General features: G+C 50.0%; 19 protein-coding genes. 13 read left to right on the forward strand and 6 right to left on the reverse strand.

All coding sequences use genetic code 11. From position 1 onward, the window contains the following. Positions 1 to 44 precede the first annotated feature (44 nt). Positions 45 to 1,706, forward strand: a complete 1,662-nt coding sequence (locus ACGHM3_RS07730) for a DUF1302 family protein (protein WP_345417766.1) — start codon at positions 45 to 47, stop codon at positions 1,704 to 1,706. Between the two features lie 19 nt (positions 1,707 to 1,725). Then, the gene (locus ACGHM3_RS07735; protein WP_345417773.1) at positions 1,726 to 3,042 is read left to right on the forward strand and encodes a DUF1329 domain-containing protein; all 1,317 of its coding nucleotides are present in this window, start codon (positions 1,726 to 1,728) and stop codon (positions 3,040 to 3,042) included. Positions 3,043 to 3,141: 99 nt separating this feature from the next. Here the strand turns inward: ACGHM3_RS07735 and ACGHM3_RS07740 are convergent, their stop codons facing one another. Together ACGHM3_RS07740 and ACGHM3_RS07745 are read right to left on the reverse strand one after the other, a co-directional pair. Next, positions 3,142 to 4,167: a nucleoside hydrolase gene (locus ACGHM3_RS07740; RefSeq protein ID WP_345417776.1), complete on the reverse strand. Its 1,026-nt coding sequence runs from the start codon at positions 4,165 to 4,167 to the stop codon at positions 3,142 to 3,144. Positions 4,168 to 4,535: 368 nt separating this feature from the next. Continuing rightward, positions 4,536 to 5,588: a 5'-methylthioadenosine/S-adenosylhomocysteine nucleosidase gene (locus ACGHM3_RS07745; RefSeq protein WP_345417779.1), complete on the reverse strand. Its 1,053-nt coding sequence runs from the start codon at positions 5,586 to 5,588 to the stop codon at positions 4,536 to 4,538. A gap of 148 nt (positions 5,589 to 5,736) precedes the next feature. On the opposite strand from ACGHM3_RS07745, the gene ACGHM3_RS07750 reads away from it, so the two are divergent. From ACGHM3_RS07750 to ACGHM3_RS07760, 3 genes are all read left to right on the forward strand, one after another. After that, a complete protein-coding gene (locus ACGHM3_RS07750) occupies positions 5,737 to 6,486 on the forward strand; it encodes an aspartate/glutamate racemase family protein (RefSeq protein WP_345417782.1) in 750 nt (249 codons plus the stop codon). Between the two features lie 234 nt (positions 6,487 to 6,720). Then, on the forward strand, positions 6,721 to 7,797 hold the full coding sequence (locus ACGHM3_RS07755; RefSeq protein WP_345417785.1) for an aromatic ring-hydroxylating dioxygenase subunit alpha: 1,077 nt from the start codon (positions 6,721 to 6,723) through the stop codon (positions 7,795 to 7,797). Between the two features lie 40 nt (positions 7,798 to 7,837). Further along, positions 7,838 to 8,353 carry a MarR family transcriptional regulator gene (locus tag ACGHM3_RS07760; RefSeq protein WP_345417788.1) on the forward strand — a complete coding sequence of 172 codons (516 nt, stop codon included), beginning with the start codon at positions 7,838 to 7,840 and terminating at the stop codon, positions 8,351 to 8,353. Between the two features lie 13 nt (positions 8,354 to 8,366). Here ACGHM3_RS07760 and ACGHM3_RS07765 read toward each other — a convergent pair whose 3' ends face one another. Beyond that, positions 8,367 to 9,242 (reverse strand): hypothetical protein, encoded by an 876-nt coding sequence (locus tag ACGHM3_RS07765; RefSeq protein ID WP_345417791.1) that lies wholly within the window; start codon positions 9,240 to 9,242, stop codon positions 8,367 to 8,369. Between the two features lie 85 nt (positions 9,243 to 9,327). After that, a complete protein-coding gene (locus ACGHM3_RS07770) occupies positions 9,328 to 11,073 on the reverse strand; it encodes an MFS transporter (protein WP_345417795.1) in 1,746 nt (581 codons plus the stop codon). Positions 11,074 to 11,283: 210 nt separating this feature from the next. On the opposite strand from ACGHM3_RS07770, the gene ACGHM3_RS07775 reads away from it, so the two are divergent. The 5 genes from ACGHM3_RS07775 to ACGHM3_RS07795 all read left to right on the forward strand — a co-directional run bounded on the left by ACGHM3_RS07775 (position 11,284) and on the right by ACGHM3_RS07795 (position 14,812). Beyond that, complete coding sequence (locus ACGHM3_RS07775) at positions 11,284 to 12,354, forward strand: winged helix-turn-helix domain-containing protein (RefSeq protein ID WP_345417798.1); 1,071 nt, start codon at positions 11,284 to 11,286, stop codon at positions 12,352 to 12,354. 274 nt (positions 12,355 to 12,628) lie between these two features. Further along, complete coding sequence (locus ACGHM3_RS07780; protein ID WP_345417800.1) at positions 12,629 to 13,027, forward strand: hypothetical protein; 399 nt, start codon at positions 12,629 to 12,631, stop codon at positions 13,025 to 13,027. A gap of 30 nt (positions 13,028 to 13,057) precedes the next feature. After that, complete coding sequence (locus ACGHM3_RS07785) at positions 13,058 to 13,546, forward strand: hypothetical protein (protein ID WP_345417803.1); 489 nt, start codon at positions 13,058 to 13,060, stop codon at positions 13,544 to 13,546. 21 nt (positions 13,547 to 13,567) lie between these two features. After that, on the forward strand, positions 13,568 to 13,735 hold the full coding sequence (locus ACGHM3_RS07790) for a hypothetical protein (RefSeq protein ID WP_345417806.1): 168 nt from the start codon (positions 13,568 to 13,570) through the stop codon (positions 13,733 to 13,735). A 258-nt stretch (positions 13,736 to 13,993) separates the two neighbouring features. Beyond that, positions 13,994 to 14,812 carry a delta-class carbonic anhydrase gene (locus ACGHM3_RS07795; RefSeq protein WP_345419134.1) on the forward strand — a complete coding sequence of 273 codons (819 nt, stop codon included), beginning with the start codon at positions 13,994 to 13,996 and terminating at the stop codon, positions 14,810 to 14,812. A 165-nt stretch (positions 14,813 to 14,977) separates the two neighbouring features. On the opposite strand, the gene ACGHM3_RS07800 is transcribed toward ACGHM3_RS07795, so the two are convergent. After that, on the reverse strand, positions 14,978 to 15,484 hold the full coding sequence (locus tag ACGHM3_RS07800) for a hypothetical protein (RefSeq protein ID WP_345417810.1): 507 nt from the start codon (positions 15,482 to 15,484) through the stop codon (positions 14,978 to 14,980). 170 nt (positions 15,485 to 15,654) lie between these two features. Here ACGHM3_RS07800 and ACGHM3_RS07805 point away from each other — a divergent pair, with 170 nt between their 5' ends. Next, entirely contained in the window at positions 15,655 to 16,083 is a 429-nt protein-coding gene (locus tag ACGHM3_RS07805; RefSeq protein WP_345417812.1) for a VOC family protein, read from the forward strand. A 74-nt stretch (positions 16,084 to 16,157) separates the two neighbouring features. Here ACGHM3_RS07805 and ACGHM3_RS07810 read toward each other — a convergent pair whose 3' ends face one another. Then, complete coding sequence (locus tag ACGHM3_RS07810; RefSeq protein ID WP_345417815.1) at positions 16,158 to 18,392, reverse strand: esterase-like activity of phytase family protein; 2,235 nt, start codon at positions 18,390 to 18,392, stop codon at positions 16,158 to 16,160. Positions 18,393 to 18,776: 384 nt separating this feature from the next. On the opposite strand from ACGHM3_RS07810, the gene ACGHM3_RS07815 reads away from it, so the two are divergent. Together ACGHM3_RS07815 and ACGHM3_RS07820 are read left to right on the forward strand one after the other, a co-directional pair. Then, the gene (locus tag ACGHM3_RS07815; protein ID WP_345417818.1) at positions 18,777 to 20,006 is read left to right on the forward strand and encodes an MFS transporter; all 1,230 of its coding nucleotides are present in this window, start codon (positions 18,777 to 18,779) and stop codon (positions 20,004 to 20,006) included. Between the two features lie 871 nt (positions 20,007 to 20,877). Next, positions 20,878 to 21,597, forward strand: coding sequence for a hypothetical protein (locus ACGHM3_RS07820; RefSeq protein WP_345417822.1), 720 nt, complete (start codon positions 20,878 to 20,880; stop codon positions 21,595 to 21,597). Positions 21,598 to 21,640: the final 43 nt, after the last annotated feature.

A 21,640-nucleotide genomic window follows, 5' to 3' on the forward strand; every position in this document is an offset into this window, starting at 1 on the left:
ACACCAACCACTTACTTACCATAATAATGAAGAGGTAATACTCCATGACGGAACACGTAAAACACGGTTGCAAGGCAATTGCACTGGCTGTTTCCGCAGCGACATTAATCCCCTTCAACGCTGTTAACGCGGCGGGGAATTGGTCCGGTTTTGCAGAAAACGCCACCTACTACCGCGATGAAGTCGGCCTGTCGAAATTCCGCAACACGGTGCAGTTTGAATTTCAAAACGACATCGCTTCCGAGACTTTCCGGTCGTTGCAGGTTAACGCCATTATCCGGGCCACCTACGACGGCGTTTACGATTTAAACGACGATGAATTCGGTGAAGACGTCAGCTACGATTATTTGGGTGCCGATTGGCACGACAACGACATTGCCTCACAGGTGATTTTAACCCCCGGTGTGCCCGTTCCCTGCGAGAACGACCCTGCCCAGTGTAGTGCGTTGGATGGCTACATGGACGAAGACAGTGACGAAATTCGCTTCCCAGATTTTAATGATGAACTGGATTTTGTCCGAGAATTGTACGTTACCGCGGATTTGCAACTGGCCGGTGATGATGTGTTGTCCATGCGGCTGGGTAAGCAACAGGTGGTGTGGGGTAAAACCGATTTGTTCCGGGTGTTGGATGTGATCAACCCGGTGGATTATTCTCGTCACAATATTTACGACGAATTAGAAGACATTCGTATTCCCCAGTGGATGTTTACTGCCGATTGGCGCATGGGGCCCAATAACGTTTTTGACGATTCTAACCTACAGTTGGTTTGGAATTTTGATGAATTTCGGCCCAGTAACCTAGGCACCTGTGGCCAAAGTTACCGCATTCTAGACGCCGGTTGTTTCTTTACCTCGTCGGTGAGCTCTGATTATCTCAATGCCGTACTGGGCTCCATGGGGATGCCGGCGCTGTATTCTGCCAACGTGCCGATTATTCACGACGTACAAGATCCCGATTGGGAAATCGCCAATACCCAGGTGGGCTTAAAGTGGGAAGGCGTTTTGGGTGACGTTACCTTCTCTTTGAATGCGCTGCATTATCGCCAGCAGTTACCTTCACTGCATTTCCGTGCGCTTGCCCCCGGTGCTCCAATCCCCGCCGGTGACGGTGTGTTCGACATCGAGTTCCCCCGCGTGAATTTATTGGGCGGCTCGGTGGATTATTATTCCATGGCCATGGATGCCGTGTGGCGTTTGGAATTGGCCTACACCGAGGGCGAAGAACTGCCAAGGGACACTGATGGCCACCGCGAAACCGAAATGGCGCGCTACGTGATTGGCTTTGATAAAAACCAAGTGATACCAGCCTTGGGAACCAACAGTGCTTTTTTAATCTCCGCGCAGGTGTTTGGCGAGCATATTTTAGACCACGTAGAAGACATGCCCAACGAAGAAGACAACTGGATTGCCACCTTTTTGTTTAAGGGCTTTTATGTCAACAACCGCTTAAGCCCGCAGATTATTGTGGCCCACGATTTTGGCGGTAAAGCCACGGCCATTGCGCCCAGTGTTTCCTACATTGTGAATAACAACTGGCTGGTGAATTTTGGCGCTAACGTAAAACTTGGCGGCGATGAAACCTTCCCATGGGCGGTGGCCGGAGGCCAAAGCGTGTACGAACCACTGTCGCGCTTTACCAACGGCCCCATTGGTGTAGCCAATAACGAAGACGAAATTCAGCTTACTGTGCGTTACAGTTTTTAATAATAATAGGTACTTAGTTATGTTTAAAAAAACCTTAGTTTCCGTCGCACTCTCCTTAGGTATGGTGGCCGCAAGCGCTACGGCCCAGGTGTCGGACGACGTTATTAATGCTTCTTTCTTCCCTTATAAGGATAGCGTGCCATCCTTTGAAGGTCTTCAAGTGGGGATGACCATTAACCAGGGTAACGTTGAACAGTTTAAAGATATTCTCGACCCGGCCATGTATCAGTTTATTGCCCAGGGCGATACTGAAATCAAAGTAGGGGAGACTACCTCGTTCGATCTGCACCCTAGCTATGTAGAAGCCACACGTAAGTACACCGATGGTGTCACCCTGGGCGAAAAGGTTGGCCAAATCAGTGATCACCAAGCGGGGAGACCCTTCCCACAGGAGCCATCACTGGACGACCCAAGGGCGGGTGAAAAGCTGGCTTGGAACTACAAGTACGGTTACAACTGGGGTGATTCGGCAGTGATTCAGCCGTTTTATTGGAAGTTCCGCAATATGAAAAACGCCAAAGTGGAACGCACCATTGTAATGAACTTTAACTTTTTGAATTTCACCCGGCGTACCAGCACGGAGCCTACGCCGGAAATTACCCCCAACCCGTCTAATATGTTCCGCTCCATTTATATGAAGGTGTTGGAGCCGTTTGATTTAAAAAATACCCAGCTGTTGATCCATCGTTTCCAAGACGATACCAAACTGGATAACTCCTATCTTTACTTAGGCTTTCAGCGCCGGGTAAGACGTTTATCTTCCGGGCAAACCACGGATGCGTTTTTGGGTTCGGATTTGATGATTGAAGATTTTGAGGGCTATAACGGCCGCATCAGCGATATGAAGTGGACTTACAAAGGCACTAAAAATATTCTGTTGCCGTTTTTTAACCACAACGATATGCCCAAAGACGAAGAAGCTTACAAGGACGACGAAGGCTTCCAGATGATTGCCTACGGCGGCAAAGGTAATTGCTTCCCGGAGGTTACCTATCAATTGCGTAAAGCCTATGTGGTAGAGGCCGAGCCTGTGGATGAAAACCACCCCATCAGCAAGCGCATTCACTACATTGATGCGCAAACCTTTGTGCTGCCGCGTAATGTAATTTACGACCGTAAAGGCGAGATGTGGAAATCCTTTACCATTGGCCAGTCGCATCCAGATCATCACCTGCCTGTGAATAAAGGCACCGGCGTTTCCATCGATGATGCGGTAACCATGATCGACGTGCAAGCCAACCACTGCACCACGGCGCAGTTTAAAGGCATTGTGGATTCCAGCCTAAGCCCGCCGGATACCTTCACTGTGCAAAACCTGCGCGCCAGTGGTAACTAATCAATAGGCTTAAAACCAGCTTCACTAGCTTTGCCCGGTTAAACCGGGCATTTTTTATTGAGGGGCTATGTTCAAAGGGCGGATTTAAAGAAGGTGTGATTAGGGAGGATCGAGCTGCAAGGCCTGCATACGTTGATTAAAAATCTTAACCGCTTTTTTATGATCCACCGCAACGGCGTATTGGCTGTGGGGTACGTCTTGCCAATCGCCATCACGGGCCCACTGGCTTTGCGGTGCAGCAATGGTTTGGCCTGTGGCTATGCCCTGGGTTGCTACTCTTACCGGCCCGGATGTAAGAGTAAATAGCTCCGGATGGGTGAGGTATAACACTGCTGCTGGGTCGTGCAAAAAGAAACCCTCGGTTACGCCGGTGGAGCGATAAAACGCCAAATAGAAATCGCTGATTGCCGTTAAAAACTCGCCGGTAACCGGGTTGGCTTTGGTAATGGCGGCCAAGTGTTTGGGGCTGATAACCACCTGTGTGGTTACGTCTAGGCCTATGGCCACAACCGGCCAGCCGGCGCCGAACACAATATCCGCAGCATCTGGGTCACCAATAATATTGGCCTCTGCCACAGGGGTTACATTGCCGGGTACGGTAAACGCGCCGCCCATCATTACCACCCGCTTAATTCGCTGGGGCAGGGTTGGGTCCAGTGCTAGGGCAAGGGCGAGGTTGGTCATGCGGCCTACCGGCACTAGTGTAATTTCCCCTGGATGGCGGTGGCTTTGCTCAATAATAAATTGCGCCGCGGTTAATGCCTTAGGCTTTTGGACGTCACTCAACTTAAATTCAACATTGCCTAAACCGTTACCACCGTGGACAAAATCCGTGGGCGGCCCCTCCGGTAATACCAGTGGTTTGCGAGCGCCGGGAATCACCGGGGTGGTAACGCCTAAGCGCTGGGTTAAATACAGCGCGTTGCGGGTACTGTTTTCTATGGTGGCATTGCCGAAGGTGGTGGTGATGCCCAGGGTTTCCAATTCCGGCGAGGCATGGGCCAATAAAATGGCCATGGCGTCATCAATGCCCACATCGGCATCGATAATAATTTTTTCTTTGCCCTGGGCGATGCAGCTTAACAGCAGTGCGCAGAGTAAAAGCAACGGATAACACAATTTCATGGTGAGCCTTTTGCGTAGTTGCAATAGTTGGAGCAATAGTTAGCGGCAATTTAGTGGCAATGGAGTGATGACCTAGGGAACCTCTGATTAATCATGGTTGCTTCTGCGCGAGTTCTCAAAGCTCAGCTGACAAGGCGATTTTCGCAGTTAATGGCCGTCGTCCTTCGCAAGAAAATCAACGCAGTCAGATGGGCTTTGAGGCCGCGCCCTACGGGGCTTCCAGAGCTTTCTGATATCTTCGTTAGCGTTTTGTGACCGGGGCGCGCAGCCGTACGGCCAGTATGCCTTCAAAACGCTGCCTCGATCTCAAAAAGCTCTGGGAGCCAGAAGTCATCCGAGATTGATCAGAGTTTCCCTAGTAATGACGTTTATTCCGCTTGCGAGGTTAATTGTTCCAGCACAGCAAAAAGCACTTCCGCGCCCACGCGGGAAACTTCTTCATCGTAGATATCTTCTTCGTTTACCCCTTCCTGGCCGCCGGCCAAATCGCTGATGGCGCGAATAATCATCCACTCGGTATCGTTGACATAGCACACCTGGCCCACGGCGGCGGATTCCATTTCGGTAACCTCGGCATGAAAGACTTCTCGCACCCACTGGCGGTAGGCGCGGTTGTCCAAAAATACCGAGCCAGTAACGCCGTTGCCGCCCACGGTAAATTCCGCCCGCCGTTTGTCCAAAATTAAGCGTGGCGGCATAGTGCTGATGGCTTGCCGTGCAGCGGCCAATAGCCTGGGGCTGGCGGAGAAATAGGGCGTATCTACGGGTTTCTCTTGGCCGTCTTTAATCACCACAACGTGGTCTGGGTGCACAAACTCAAAGGGCTTGTAATTGGGGATGTTTGGGTCTGCCGCTCGCTTGGCCGGCAGTTCGTCCAGCATTTTTTGATAGTAGTTAGGTACGATGTACTGGCCCGCTTGGCCAGGGCTTGGATTGCTGTAGACACTTTCGTCGTGGTAGTACCAGCGTTCTGGGATAATCACATCCCCCGGGTGCCAGCGCGGGTTGATGGCACCGGCAATACCCATATATACCACCTCGTCGATGGGGAAGTAATCCAAAGCCATTTGCGTGGTCATGGCGGCATTGGCAATGCTCATGCCGGTGGCAAATATAATGATAGGTTGGTCGTTATAACGGCCCAAGCGGTAGGTAACCCCCTTAACGGTGATAGTACGATCAATTTGAGCATTAGGCAGTGAATTTAGGGTGGATAAAATGCCGTTCAGTTCTGGTGCGTAGGCCACCATAATGGCGGTAAAACCGTCTTCTTTGGTGCCGGCGATATAGTTGGGTTGGTGTTGAATAGAGCCTGTTTGAAGATCTGGCTGGCTGAATTGTTGGCAAGCGGTGATCAATAATACAATGCAAACAGTGATAAATCCGTTTACTTTGGTTGCGTAATAACGTTCTTTTGGCATTGTAGTCCTTTATGACGGGTGTCGGTTTAAAGCATGACGCCAGTATCTAGTAATCTCTCTATAGCATTCTTTATTTAGCAATCACTGTTCCGGTTTTAGGTAAGTCTACTGGTTTTAAATTTCAGTCGTTAACAGGGAAATAATTAGCATGAAAAAGCTCGGCATAATAGGTGGTATCGGTTGGCCCAGTACCTTGGATTACTATCGCGTTGTGTGTGAAGCCAGCCATCAATATCACCGCCGGCAGGGCCACCCTGAGCCGTTGCCAACGCCTGAAATCGCGATTGAGTCGCTTAATATGTCGGTAACGGTGAACAGCCGCGGTGATAAAACGCCTGGCTCTTGGCAAGCCTGGGATGAATACTTTAAACAGGCGTTGCAACGCTTAGAAGCCAGCGGTGCGCAGCGGGTGGTTATTGCCAGTGTTACCCCCCACAACCGTTTGGCCCAACTGCAAAAGATGACCCGTTTACCCATTGTTAGCGTGTTTGCCAGCGTAGGTAAATATTGTAACGAGCAGGGCGTTTCAAACCTGTTACTACTGGGCACGCTGCCCACCATGCAGTCTGCGGTGTTTAGTCGGCAGCTGGCGAGTTTCGGCGTCAATGTGTCTGTGCCGCAACCTGGCCATCATCAAAAGGCCGTTACTGCGCTTATCGATCAATTGTATCGCGGAGAAACCGCCGGCGCTGCTGACCAGTTGTGCGATCTGGTACAGCGCGTTGTGCCAGCACAACAGCTTGGCGAAACTCACGTGTTACTGGGTTGCACAGAGCTTTCCACAGCCTTTGCTCAAGCGAAGAAAGCCAGCCGGTTTAGCCAGTCAGGGATTGAGTTTGTTAATCTGGCCCACATTCACGCGTCGGACGCTTTCACACACTGTGTGTACCGTGAATGACAGTGCTGCTGAAAACCGAAAACCCCTTTGCGTTGCTCATCTATAGGCCTCCTGGCTCAAAATTTTTAAGGCGCCTGCGGGCGTCACCTCCCAGCTTTGTTCCTTACTGCTTAAGCGTTTCGCCTAAAGTCACAGAAACATAGTTGACATACCAACTATATTGCCGGATGATTTGGTTGGTATATCAACTAAATTGCCTGCTTAGGGCCCAATAACAATAACTGGAGAAGCCCAATGAGTGTCCGTATGCACATCCCGGGAGTGAGCGATCTTACCGCTGAAAATAAATCGCCGTTTGTCTACAACCAGTGGTACGTTGCCGCACTGAGCAAAGAAATTGATGATCAACCACTGGCGCGAACGCTGCTGAATGAACCCGTGGTCATGTTTCGAGATGGCGATGGCGAGGTATCCGCCCTGGCCGATCGCTGTTGCCACAAGGCGTTGCCCTTGTCTGCTGGTTTGGTAGAAGCGGGTGGTATTCGCTGTGGTTATCACGGCTTGTTGTTTAATGGCGCAGGGCAATGTATAGAAATTCCTGGCCAGGCGATCATACCCAAGCGCGCTATGGTGAAGAGCTATCCGCTACAGGAGCGTGACGGCCTAATTTGGATTTGGTTTGGTGACGAGCAAACGCCACAGCCCACCTGCGATGCGCCAAACTATCCTGTACACAATGACCCTAATTATGTGTGGGATGGCGATGTCTATCACTACCAGGCGCCTTACCAATTAATTCACGATAATCTTTTGGACTTGAGTCATCTCGGTTACGTGCATTTAAAAACCATTGGCGGCGATGCAAAAATCCACATGAATGCCGATATGAAAACCACCACCGAGGGCGACAGCGTGACAGTGGTGAGGCACATGCCCAATGTCACGCCACCACCGACCTACAGCGCGGCATTTCCATTCAAAGGGCCGATAGATCGATGGCAAGAGATTGATTTTCAGGTAACCCATTTAAAAATATGGACCGGTGGTGCCGATGTGGGCAGCTGCGATCTCAACGATCCTAATCGGGGTGGTTTTCATTTAAAAGGCTTTCATGGCATTACACCAGAAAGTGAAACCACCTCGCACTACCTTTGGACAATGGCCACCAATCCGGCGTTGGAACGCGAATCTGTGTTGCAGAAAGTCATCGACCAAACCGCTTTTACCTTTGATGAAGATAAGGTTGTCATCGAGAACCAATACCGCAATATGAAGCAGTTTGGCAACCAACCCATGATCAGTATCCATGTCGACAGTGGCGCTAACCGAGCGCGTTTGATCATGGAGCGGTTGCGTACTCAGCCGGCGTAAATTCTGCTATGGTTGCCGCTTGTTGTTGAGGGAGCCAGCGGTGCCACAGCCTACTAACGATAAAAAAGCCCATCCAAAAGACCGGGTCACCATTCAATTAGATCGCTATGTGCCGGCGTTACTAACGTGGATTTCCAATAAGCTGTCGCGTGGTGCGTCGGTATTGTATTTAGAAAATTTTGGTGTGGGCATAGAAACCTGGCGGTGTTTAGTGCTATTGGCCGCCGGGGAACCTATTTCTGCCCAGACCATTTCCCAAACCATCGGCTTGGATAAGGCCTCGGTTAGCCGGTGTTTTAAGCGTATGTTGAGCGACGGCTTGATAGAACTAAAAGACGACGCATTTGATAAGCGTTCCAAGCTTGCCACAATTACCGCCAAAGGCCAGCAACTGCACAATCAGATCATGGCGGTGGCCCTAGTGCGAGAGCAAGCGCTACTAAAGGACTTAACCGAAGCCGAGGTGGAAACTCTACTTGTGCTGTTAAATAAAATGCACAAAAATTTGCCTAGCGTTGAGGCCGCCAGCCAACAATTTGTTCAGCAGCAAGGCTAAGAGTTTTTAGTTTTTAGCAATCCGGTAAGGATTCTGCCGTTTCTAGAATTTGCCCAGCCAGCTGGTACACATCACCTGCGTTGGCATTTTTATCGGCTAATTTTCCGCGCAGAGCGAAGCCGGCCTCCGAGCTGTTCTTTAGTGCGTTTTTATGGGCATCGCAGAAGCTGATGTGGTAGCGAGATACCTGCATGGCGGCGTGCAAAAATCCCTGAGCGAGGTTCTCAGCCACCGTGTCAATTACGTGCCCGTTTTTATCCAGGCCAATGGCGAAGGCATCACCAGCCCGGCGCAATAACCCTGAGCGGGATAATAAAATCTCCCTGGTGGTGCGCTTAACGCTTTCGGTTGTGCCCTTTAACCAATACTTAATGCGCTCACTGGTGGTTTTCCAATCGGGTATTTCAGCAAACGGGCCGGCATCGATGGCCTGGGCAACCTCGGCAGACAAGAACGATTCCAGAGTGGGCCGCAGTGATTCCCGTGTCTTACTCTGTTCCAGAGCCCTGTCTTCTACGGCATCGTAAAAAGCGAAAAAATCCTCGTTTAATACTGCCATGATTTCCGCACTGGTTACCTGATAATAATCGCGGTTTTGCAGCAATTCTTTAAAAGCGCTCCAGTGTGCATCAACACTGCCCAAAGCGATTAGGTAGGCCGTGGTGTCTGATGTCGGCGTGGCGTTGGTAGTAAAGCCCTGCGCCTCACCCTGCCAGCGTTTAGCACCGCTAGCGCCATCTCCATCACTATCGCCATTGGTTTGTACGGCACTGCCGGAACTTAAATCTGTAGAATCTGAAGAGGTGGCCGGGCCCTCACTGCAGCCCAAAAGCGCGGCAATTACAATAATTGCCAAAACCACCGATGCTAAAACCGTGCGACATTCCATATTGCAGCCTGCGGGGATAACCGTTCATTGTGGGCAATACCTTATTCAGTGCCGCCCAAGCTGGTTTTATCCCGCCCATAAAGCTTTACGGCCCCATAAACACGGAGTTGTCCTGGCGGTTATCCGGTGTGGTGGTTTTCCAACGAACCGAGCCCAGTGGCCGCTCCAAGCCGCGCCGCACGTGCTTTTTGGCGCCGTGTTTTAAATGTTTATCGGCTTCACCCATGGCGGCCATATCGGCCTGGGTCAGCCGGTCACGCATTCTGAGGTAGTCCCCCCAGGTGGGAAGATGAAAGCGCTCAATCCATAATTCCGGGTCGGCGATATCTCGGGTGATGGTCCAGTCAAAGCCGCCGTTGCGCATGCGTAACTTTCGCACGGCTTGCATGGCATCGTAGTATTCTCGGGCGTTGACCTCTTCTACCTGGTATTCAATTTCAATCACAATGGGGCCAGAGCGCATGGTTACCGGTAGATTGACCTCCGGCTCGCTGTGAAAGTCGGCTTGCTCTGCACTGGTTAAATCGTAATTGGGCATGGGCAACACGAAAGCGAGCAGGGGTAAAAGCAGCAAAAATGCCCCCGAGGCCAGCAACGATATTTCGATGGACCAATGGTCCGCCACGCTGCCCCAAAACCAGGCTCCTACGGCAACGCCTGCGGTGAGCAGAGAGGAGTATAGGGATAACGCCCGTGCGATTACCCATCTGGGCACGGATATCTGCACGGTAATATTCATCAGTGAGATGGTTACCATGGACATGGCGCCGGCTAACATCATAGCCAAGCAGCTCACAATCAAGTTGTGGCTTAAGGCAAGCGCAAAAAACGATAAGCCGCCCGTTACGGCCAAAAATGAGACTGCTTGCTCCAAAGTAAAGGTTTCATGAATGCGGCTTATCAGCAGGGCCCCAAGTACGGCTCCAACCCCAGTTGCACCCAATAAAATACCGAAAGTACCGGCGTCGCCGTGCAATAGGTCCTTGGCGATAAGCGGGGCCAAGGCATTGGCGGTGGCGCTGCCAAAGGTGAATATACACACCCGAATCAAAACCGTGCGGATGGGACTAGAATGCAGGGCGTAACGCATGCCAGAAACAATGGCTCGGCTAATTCGCTCCGGCGGCAGGCGAGAAGACACTTGGACCCGTTGCCACACAAACAGGGCTAGTAATAAGGGCAGGTAAGCAATGGCGTTTACCGCAAATGCCGCTTGCGCGCCCAGGGCTAATACAATCAAGCCGCCTACCGCCGGGCCAAAACTGCGCGCCACGTTGTAGCTGATGGAGTTTAGGGCAATGGCTGCCGGCAAGGCGGCTTGTGTTACCTGCTCACCGATGGAGGAATTCCAGGCGGGGTAGTAAAACGCCACACCGGTGCCGATTAAAGAGCAGAACGCCAGTAGCACCCAGGGTGTGGTTAAACCCAAGTAGGCCAGCACGCTTAGGGTGCTGCTAAACACAATAGCGATGCACAGTCCGCTCATGGCGACCTTGCGGCGGTCAAACATGTCGGCGATGGCGCCGGCGGGTAGGGCAACCAACATCAGGGGCAGCATCATAGCGGTTTGAACCAACGCCACCATGGTGGAGGAATCCGTCAGGCGAGTCATTTCCCAGGCTACGCCAACACCTAGTATCAATTGGCCAAAGTTGGATAACACGCTAGCCGTCCAAATGCGCCGAAACACCTTTTCTTTTAATGGCGCAAAGGCGGAATTTTTAGCGGGTGGTAGGTTGGACGATGGGCTGTCGTTCGGGCTGGAATCGACGGATGCGCCAGTGGCATCACTCATGGGGCTAGCTCTGTGTTGGGTGATTTTACCGGCCATATTATCACTTTTTACCCAGCCACATGTGGTTTACAGTACTGTTCAACAATTGTTATAACTTTGTTTAATAGTGGTTGCGGGTTAGTTTAGCCGCACCCTGACGGTAAGCTTTGCGCGTTTCATTACAAGGAGTGATTGACAGCCAGTGGTGCCCAGCGGTTTCATAGACAAATAAAGATAAGTCGCTCCGTGCACACAGGTTAAGGCACCATGGCAGATATCCCATTATCCTCGGGTTCATTGTTAGGACGTTTTGCCGTGACGGCCCGCGCTGCCGTGGTTGTAATTACCCTGTGCCTGATGATCATTTTGGGCTTGGTGGTTTCTTATTGGCAACCAACCGGTTCGGCTTTAGCACCTAACATCGACCAATTGCTCCAGCAGCGAGCCAAGGCTCTGTTGCAGCAGTGGCAAATCGACGAGAGCCAGGTTCGGCTGCAGCTTGCTTCAGACCCGATGATTCACTCCATGGCTGTCATGACGCCGGCGGGCGAATTACTGTATCCCCAAGCCGGCACCATAAATCACACCAGCGAACAGCCTGTCTTGGATGACTATCCACGTTTGCGGCAACTGGCGGTTCGTTTGGTATCGGCTCAAGCGATTTGGGAGCGGCGAGATTATAATGCCAATGAGCTGTACACATGTTATCGGGTAGAGCCGGTGGTGTGCTTGCTGGTTTCTTCGAAGCAGCTCGCCAACAGTTTCGACCTCCAGCCCCAGCAGCTGAGCGCCGTAATAGGAATTTATGCCACCTCTCAAACAACTGCGCGTCACAGGCCGTTCGTTACAGATATGGCGATGGGGTTACTGTTCATGGGGTTACTGTTAATGGGAGGCTATGCTGTTGTTTGTTACGCCCGTGGGGATAAATCGGTCGGGATACGAGCGGTTAGTCTGGCCTTGGCCACTGACACATCAACTATCACCGAAACTATTACCGGAACTGCAACCGCAACTGTTAACAGCACCACAGATGGTAGTTTTGCCATGGCCGATATGATTGTGCAACCGGCATTGAAATTAGCCCAGCGGGGCGACACCAACTGTGCGCTGAGCAACCGAGATATTTTGCTGCTCACTTATTTACGGCACCGCCCCAATCAGGTGATCAGCAAGGATGAGCTATACGACGCCGCCTGGGGTCGGGAATTCCTTCCTTCTAGCCGAGCGTTGGAGCAGCATATCATCAATCTACGGCGCAAGCTTGACCCGTCCAAATCACTGCCCACCATAATAGAAACGGTGCACGGCCAAGGTTACCGATACCCTGTATTGTAAGCTTCCTGCTGATTCTTCGAGCTACACCTTCACGCCGCTCTTAGATTTGGCAATCAGGCTTACCAACCTAAACCGGCGATTTTTTATCCTCCTCTGAATTTGGCGTAACTTGCTTTAACGCTTTTCTTACTTTTTTCGCTCAATTTTTAGTATTTTGCAATTTTTTTGCAAAACCATTGCACTTTTTTGGCAAAAGTCGCCTCCCCAGGCTGCACACTCTGCATGGAGCTGTCGCTCAGATAATTCTAATTTTGCTTTTAGTAAGAGAGTGCACATGGATTTTGTAGGAGTTTGGTCGCATTTGGCCACCCATTATTTAATTGGCTTGTCGCTGACTACGTTGGCTGTGTTTTCGGCATTGCTGTTTTTTAAACCACTGCTGTGGGCTCGGCTATTTTGGTGGAAAATTCCGGTTGATACCGATTTAACGGTGTATTTTGGCCGCTGCTTGGGCGCCTTTGCATTGGTCACTGATACCATATTTTTGCATGCCGCGCTAACCGGCGTAGGCATATTTACAATGCTGTTGTTTTTTACGCTGTTTTGCCTGTTGATGGTGGTAGTGCATATTTGGGGCGCCATCGCCCGCATTCAGCCAATCACCGAAACCTTAGAAACCGGAATGTGGGCTGGGTTAGTGGTGCTTAATTTACTGTTTATGCCCGTAACGTAACGGGTATAAGCAAACAACTGAGGTGATTCCATGCAAAGGATCGGTTTGGCGCTTTTATTGATATTGATAACAACACCGTCTACGGCGCAATTCGCGCAAGAAGAGGTCGATCACGCCGGCGGTGTTCTCAACCCATCGAATTTCTCATGGCATTACTATTTGGACCAAATGAAACGCTTCCCAGAACGAATCGGTATCATTTGTTACAACGCCTATATTGTGGAAAAGGCGGGTTTACATGAGGAAGGTTTCCGGTTTTTCTCAGAGTGTGCTGAACGCGGTAGCTCATCTGCGATGATTCAAATGTCGCTGTATTACGATACCGGTTTTCAGCAAAACGATACGCATATTCCACCCAACCCGAAACTATCAACGCTCTGGTTAAAACGGGCCGCTGAAGCCGGCCATCCGCTGGCGAAAAAGCACTATGGTCAACGTTTGATGCAGGGTATCGGTACCGAGCGCAACGTTAATGAAGCTAAAAATTGGTTGCAAGACGCCGAAATTCAGCCAAATTAAATCCATTGGTTAATGCTTGCTTTGGCAGATTTTGCTGCAGCAACCGCAATAGCCGCCATTTTTATATCAGCTTTGGTTAAGTTTATTGGATTAACGGTCATTGCCGAGAGGTGGGATGCGGAAATCAAGGGGGTTGAACCTTGCGGCAAACTGGCGGTGGGCTTTAGTCTAAAGATAGGAACAAATTAGCTAATTTCTTAAAAATTGTGAAGTCACGTCGTAGGCACGAAAGTCATTATTTGATAGATTGACAGTTTATTGAGACGTGACAGTTTTCGCGTAATAAAACACTAAAAAGTCTCAATTTTATTAAAGATATGTCAACGCGAAACACATAAAAGGAGATATGTCGTGAAGACTAAAACGCTGCTAAGCTTGTTACTACCTGCTGCATTACTACCGCTACACGCAAGCGCCACCGATTTCGGCGGCCCAAAAAACGCTCAACTGCAAGCGCAAAAAGCCTACACCACGGGTGCGGGTGAATCCGAAACCGTGTCTGATGCCTACATCGCTGAGCAGCGCCGCAACCTGGCAATCAACACCAAAGGCCAAGGCTTTGGCCCGCAATCACCCCGTAACATCGATATTAAGCAAGGTAAAAACCGCGTTTATTTCGGCACTGCGCCGGATTCTAGCCGTATGAACCTGTGTAATATCCACTTCCACAAAAACGCTGAACACGCAGGCGGAGAGTTCACCACCTACGCCGGTAATGGTGATGGTCACGGTTATCAAACCGGTTACAAATACGATGGCCACCTGAGCAAACGCGAGCTGACTCCCAGCGTAGAAGTGTGCCCAAGCGACCACGGCGGCTTAAAGCCCGGTGACACTATTGAGGTTCACTACGTACACTCCTCCGCCAAGGTTGTGCCTGGTGCTAGCCTGGGTGCCTGTTTGAGCGACTCTATTAGCAACCCAGATTTCCGCGTTGAAGCCCAGGTGTTTGTTTTGGTGAACGATGAAAACGCAGTGGATTTTACCCACCACACCCAGGTATCCAAGCGTAAAGGTTTTTACCAGGCTCCGCGCATTCCACGTTGGACTGGTGAGCCCGTTGTATACGCCGGTTCTACCACTGGCCCCGGCTACAACGAAGACGGTTCTCCTTACCAAGTGACTTGGAGTGTTCGTCCTAAGGTCGTTAAAGTGGACATCAACACCGTAGGCTCTTGGTGTGAAGATAACCAGTTCGACGAAGACCACGCACACGGTGTTCGTAACCTGGTTAAAAACCCGCACTTGCTGTCTAAAATTAAGTAACTTCTAAGTAATTCTTTTACGTAGTCTAAGACATGTCGATCAGCCCACTGCACCCTGCGGTGGGCTTTTTATTGCCTGGCCTTTTTATTTTCTGGTTTAGTGTGTCGGAAATTTTCTCAGTTGTTAAAGCAAAAATGCGATTTATTTTTAGCAATGGAGAGCACTTTAATCATCTTTTTGCACGTCGCCCAAGGCCACGGCTAAGCCGATAGGAGCGCATACCGTGGCCACCAGGCAGCCGTAAACTGTTTTCATAATATAGACGTGATCCAGCGCCCAGTCGGATGCGTTGATGGCCTGTAATGCCAACGTACCGATGATGCCTCCCAAAACCGTGGCGATCACCGCCATGGTCAGTGCACGCAGAAATACATTGTTCGGTAACCATTGCAATAAAGGTGCTTTACGCGGCAGGATTTTACCCGCTTTTAGGCGTTTGCGTGTGAGTAGGGTGGGCACCAGTACCGCCATAAAACCAATGGCCAGGGTTTGCGGGATAAAATCCACCACTAAGCCCTTCGGTCCCCACAGGGCAACGCTTTCCAAGCTGCCAAAAATCAGCCAAACAAAAAACACGCTTAACACCCCGGATATCACCATTCCGACCAGGGTTTCGGTTGCGATGTAGCGCTGGTGTTGGGTTGCCAGTTCGGCATCGGATAAGCTCGACATTATTATTAGCCTTTTGCAGTGAGTTAAGGCCGATATTTTGCCCAGTGATTTGTATTGGTTAAAATATTAATTTTTGGTGCCGGTATAGCTATAGCTTATGGTTGGGCGGTAAGCTTGATTCTGGATCGGTAGCATTGGCATTAGTCTTAGAGTTGGTGTTAGGAGGGCAGATGAGCGATCACGAATTTTGGAACCCTTTAGTGCCCGAACTACTGGTGCGGGATTTTCAATACTCACTGAGCTTTTACTGTGATTTGCTTGGCTTTGATATCCGCTACCAGCGCAGCGCGCCAAGTTTTGCCTATCTGCAGCGAGGCTGTATTCAAATCATGTTGCAACAGCTGGATAACGATGGCTGGCAGGTGGGCGAACTGCAGGCGCCGTTTGGGCGCGGTATGAATCTACAGATGGAGGTGGATCAACTAGAGCCACTACTGCTGGCTTTAGAAGAAAATGGTGTTTCTCTGTTTCGGCAACCGCAGGAGATTTGGTACCCAACGGGTAATCGTGCCTCAGGCCAGCGTGAATTTTTAGTGCAAGATCCAGACGGCTATTTGTTACGGTTCTGCCAATATCTGGGTGAACGCGATCAACCATAAAATATAAAACATACTACAAAAAAGCCCCCGCCAGGTTCACTGGCAGGGGCTTTAATAACGCGCGTTAACCGGTGTTATTTAACCAATTGCTTCCACACGCCTAAACGCAAGAACACGGTTTCGCCGGTGGCGTCGTCCACGCCGTCGTTATCGGTTACGGCAAAGACGCGGCCTTTCGGTGTTACGGCAAAGCCTTCGAGTTTTTCTGCTGTCCATATGCTGCGTTTTTCTAGGATTGGCAGAGCATCGTAGAGGAAGGATTTCTCAACCATGGCCAGGGTTTCGCCGTAGGGGCGGAAATCCGCGTTGGCCAAATCAACGGTGTACAGCGCTTTTAATTCCGCCACAGGACCAGTGCTTGGTCCCCAGCCTTTGTCACGTTCAATAACCGCAAACTTGCCGTTGGGTAGCAACGTGAGTTCAGACAGGCCAACCCAGCCACCCATGCCTTCGGCTTCCAGTGGGTAGTGCACAAAACCCCAGGTGCCTGTGGCGACATCGTAGCGGCCGATTTTGGTGTTAACGCCGTCTACATCGCCTTCGTCGGGCCAGGCGCGTTGGATGGCCACATAAACCACTTCCGCACCGGCGGCACCGGTTACGGCGATGCCCTCAATACCATTGCTGCGGCGCTGGTCGACTAGCTCGGCGGGCAGTTGGATTTCTTGCAGAACCTCGCCCTGCGGAGAAACTTGCAACACCAAGTTGGGGCGGCTGTCGCTATTACCTTCGCTGCCCAACCAGAAATTACCGTCCTCGGCTTTGGCAATGCCTTCTAAATCCAGGTCGGCGGAGGCACCGGTTACTTGCAGGCGTTCGGTAATTAACGCTGGGCGCTGGGTGTTGTCGATGGTGTAAATAAAGCCCTCGGCTAGGAAGGAATCGCTAACGGCGTAAAGCTTGGTTTCGTCAGCAGGGTCTGCCGCCATGCCCGATAGCGCCACCCAAGGGATAGGGGTGCCGTCTACGAATTTGGATTCAATGGAGGGGTACAATGGCTTGCTGTCTTTCAAGCTGAACACATTGATCATGGTAGGAATACCGTCGTCAGCAACTTCGGATTCCGTAGAGGCGATAAACAAACCGCGTTGGGCGATGGCTTTTAATCCCTCTGGGCCAATGCCTGTGGGCAGTATTTGCAGGGGCACTGGTGTGCCGCTGGTTACGTCGTAAACGCCCACCGCGTTGCAGCGCTCGGAGCCAACAAACAGCAGGTTTTTATTGCCAAATACACCGGCTTCGATACCTTCGGGCTCGCAGCCTTTGTTTTCAGAACGGCCATCCAAGTAGTGGCCCATGGACGCCAGCCAATGCTCAAAGGATTCTGCGGCTTCGTAATGAATGCTGCCGTCTTGATGGAATAGGGTAAAGCTACGGCTGCCACCTTGGTCGCCGTTTTCGTCCTCGTAATCACCCTCGTTGGCGGTGGCAAATACGTCGTTGTTGATCCAAGTAACGGCGTCGGGTTCGCGGCGCTTTTCTAAAGTGGTGTCGAAGTTAATGAGGTCTTCTTCTTCGTTGTCCACATTATTAATGATGGCGCTGCCGGCAGAAAAATGATTAATGGTGGCGCCGGTGTTTAAAGCCACCACGGCCAAATAATTATTTTCTTGGAAGGTAATAACCGCTTCGTTTTCATCGTTGATATCAACGAATTCCGGCTCAAGATCACTGCCGGCTGGGGCTGCATCGGCCACCGGGGAAAGGTCTGCCTGGCGCAAGGTCCAATCGGCGATGGCGCCTTTCATATCCAAAATCATCAGCCCGCCGCTGGGTAACTGAGGCAGTAAACCGTCGTTGAGATCTTCGTCGCGCTCGTTTTCGATAACGATAGCAGCGGTCATTTTATCCGGTGAAATGGCAACCGAATCTGGTTGGCCACCCAAGTCAATTTCTCGCACAACCTCTCGGCTAAAGCGATTAATAATCACCAATTTACCGCTTGGGTTGGTGAAGCTTTCTGAAGTGTTTACGCCAACTAAAACAAAACCGCCGCGCAGTACTAAGCTGGTGGGCTCGCCGTCCAAGTCCATTACGCCTTGGGCTTTGGGTTGGTAGGGGTTAGCGATACGAACAAAACCTATCTGCGAGTTTTCAGCGTCGGTGTACACCAATTGTTGGCCATTGCCGGAAGCATCGGTAATTTCCGCAACGCCAGAGCCGTTGCCTTCCATAACATCAAAAGTGCTGATTTTATTAAAAACCAGTTCGGCATTGGCCAGTTGGGGTAGGGCAACCGCGGCGGTAACGGCGCTGGCTAAGGCCAGTTTTTTCGCGCGTAAGACTTGCGGCAATAGGCTTCGCAGCATCTTAAACTCCTAAATAATAAGGTTTGTTGTTGGAATATTAATGGGCTTTTTCGCCCAACGCTGTGCAACAGCGCAGCAGGATAATTCACCGCCGTGACACTTTTGTTACCAAATTACGGCACATCAAACTTCTTAACTTATTCATATTCCCGTGCCAGAAAGTGCGGAATAACTGTCCGGTCAATTGCTTGCGGTGCATTGGATGCCAGCATCACAATGACTCGCGGTGGCGAATATTGCAGATTTGTGTCATGGGCCGCTGCCCTGCATAAGCGTACTAGGGCTTATTAATTCGGGCCGCAGGTGCCGGTGCAGATTGACGTGATGGACAAAAATCGTCACAACTGAGAAAACAAAAAGAAAGACTAAAAAAAGAGAGTGGCAATGAGCACACGGTTTTTATGGTTGGGTTGGCGGCAGGTGTGGGTGTGTTTTGTGGCTCTATCCACCTCCGGCATGATTGCCTCTACTTATTCTTTGATAGCCGTGCCGTTAATGGAGGAATATCAAACCTCACGTGCGGTGTTGATGCTGGCCATGACAGTTCTGTCTGGCACTTGCGCCGTGTTGTCGCCGTTTTTAGGCAGCTTGATGGATCGCTTCAGCTTACGTTGGTTGCTACTGATGGGCAGTTTGAGTATCGGCATAGGCTACGCCTCGCTGTCGCTTACCACGGCGTTTTACCAAGTGCTGATTATTTTTGGGGTGTTTATCGCCCCGGCGAATGTTCTGCTGGGGCCAATGTTAGCGTCGGTGTTGTTGTCACGCTGGTTTGAGCAACAGCGCGGCCGCGCCATCGGTTTTGCCATTGCCGGTATTTCGGTGGGTGTTTTTTGCTTTCCAATCATTATTCAAGCTTTGCTAGAAGCGTATTCCTGGCGGCCGGCGGTGCAGTATCTGGGCTTGATATTAACCTTATGGTCAGTGACTACCGCCGTTTTGGTGATTGATCGGCCGCAATTAAAAGGCCGGTGGCCGGATGGCGCCGTGAGCCAATCTGAGCGCGCCGCCGAAAATAATACCAACGGTAAAAACATCCGTTGGTTTACGCTGCTGTCTATGCCCGCGTTTTGGGCCATCGTCGGAACCGTTGCCGTGGTTACCGCTGGAATGAAAGGAACGCTTACCAATTTAGCGCCGATGGTGATGGACGCAGGCGTATCCGCCGCCCAAGCGGCTCAGTTAATTTCGATTTATGCTGCTTGCAGTTTTATGGCTAAATTGAGTTTCGCAGCCCTGGCCGACCGCATAGGTCCGCATAGGTTAATGGCGTTTTCCATACTGGGCTTTGCCGTTGCATTGATGTTACTTATTCAGGCTAAAATGGGGTTTGGCGTAATTGTCTCGGGGGTTGCGCTGATGGGGTTGGCCGGCGGTTTAATGTTACCCATGGAAGCCTATTTGGCCCCTAAGGTGTTCGGCGCTCAGGTGGCGGGCCGGGCTATGGGAGTGCTCACCGGTGTGATTTTAGTGGTGATGTTATGCACGCCACCATTGTTCGGTTTTATTTTTGATATTACTGGCAGTTACCAAGGTATATTTTGGTTTTTTATTGTGGCAGCGATTTTGGCCCTGACTTTAATCCCTGCTATCAAGTTGCCTGCTAACCCTTAAATCTGTGGGATGCTGCGCTAATTCTTGGGTTTCGCTTTAGTTTTCTTTTTACCGGCTTTAGCCGCGTCTTTTTTGCTACCGTCGTGTGTGTCCAGCTACAGTAGTGCATCAAGCACTATAATCTTTGAATACACAATGCCATGCCATGCCATGCCATGCAAAGCGGAGAGTATGGTTCATGTGTGATCGCATAGGGTTGGCAATTTTCTGGGGCGTAATTGAATGAGAGTTGAAACTGGCAAAACATTCATTTGAATCCCGTCAGGTCATTGTGTCTAATGGTTTGAAATGGATTATGAGGCGGATGGTTTCTAGATTGCTATTTTATGAATGAATTCGTACAGCTGCGCGAATGTGGCATCCCTTTTTTAAATTGAGTAATTGTAGTTGACTTTTTGCAGTGGAATGAATGATCATAAATGCGGTCATTCAGGGTTCTAACTTGCTGATGATGGCAGTCTCAAATTGTTAAAGGCATTTCTAAGTTAAGAGCTGTGGTCTACGAAATAATGTAGTTCCATGTCGCCTTTAATATTGTTTGTACTGCTAATGGAAATTGCATTCGGCTGAGTGTTTCGGATAGTTATAAAAAAGTATTGGTGCGCTGTATTCGTATAGCGAATGTATTTTTTTAGAGTTACGGTTTTTAGTAGTGCAAAGTGCCTTGCCCTTGTTGTTGATTGGCTAAATTTCAGTAGTGAATTCGCCAATGGTTACTTTTTATCAGCTAGATTCAAATCTAGAGTTTATGCTGTTGTTTTGATCTGAATATTGGCTCGTTGAATTTCTATTTGCTTTGTTGCCAATGTCTTGTTTGCAATATTCTAAGTGGTCCTGGTTTTACGGTTACGTTTTATTTGGTGAGGCGCTTGTGGGTCCTAGATCGATATTTCCTGCTTTAATTTTTACTTTTGTTTCGCTGGCTGGATGTGATGTCCCCTTAAGTGGTGACGTTGATATATCGTCAGGCGGTGGTTCCAAAAGCGGTTTTCAGAAAAAATTTTCAAAAAGTAATGATGAAATAATAACTGTCGAACATGAAGATGGCCCTTTGGCTGAAAGTGCCCATTATAGAAAAACTGTTGATGCTGTCAGTAGTGAGTTGGTTGGTTTTTTAGGTGTAAAGCCGGGTGATTCAGTATTGGCCGTAGTGGAGTCATCCAGTTTTGTAATGCCTAGCATTATTGCTGCGGTTGGTGGATCTGGCGTTGTATACCAAGAGGCTATCGATGCACCTCTAGATCATATAGAGCCACATACTGTTGACCAGGTGGTGGTCATAGATACTATAACTGAAACACTAATGAACGAAACGCAGTTGAGTTTATTTTCTACAAAGGTTCAAAGCGTTCTGTCGCCTGCTGGAGCCCTTTTTATTGGTTCAGTAAATGGTCCAGTATCAGTCCGTACTGACCAGTCTAGCGAGTACGGGTCAGTACAGCTATCCGAATTGTTGATTGAAAAACTTTCTGAAGAAGGTTTTGTTTTTAACGGCGCAAGCGCCACGCTAAATAATGCTATAGATATTACAGATAAGAAAATGCAAAGGGCAATTCCGAAGCGCGTTTTGCTGAGGTTTATAAAGCCGTGAAATCTTCAAAAAATTAGATTGGCTTTGTTTAGTCGAAAATTTT

Source organism: Halioxenophilus aromaticivorans, from assembly GCF_042850945.1.
Lineage (GTDB): Bacteria > Pseudomonadota > Gammaproteobacteria > Pseudomonadales > Cellvibrionaceae > Halioxenophilus > Halioxenophilus aromaticivorans.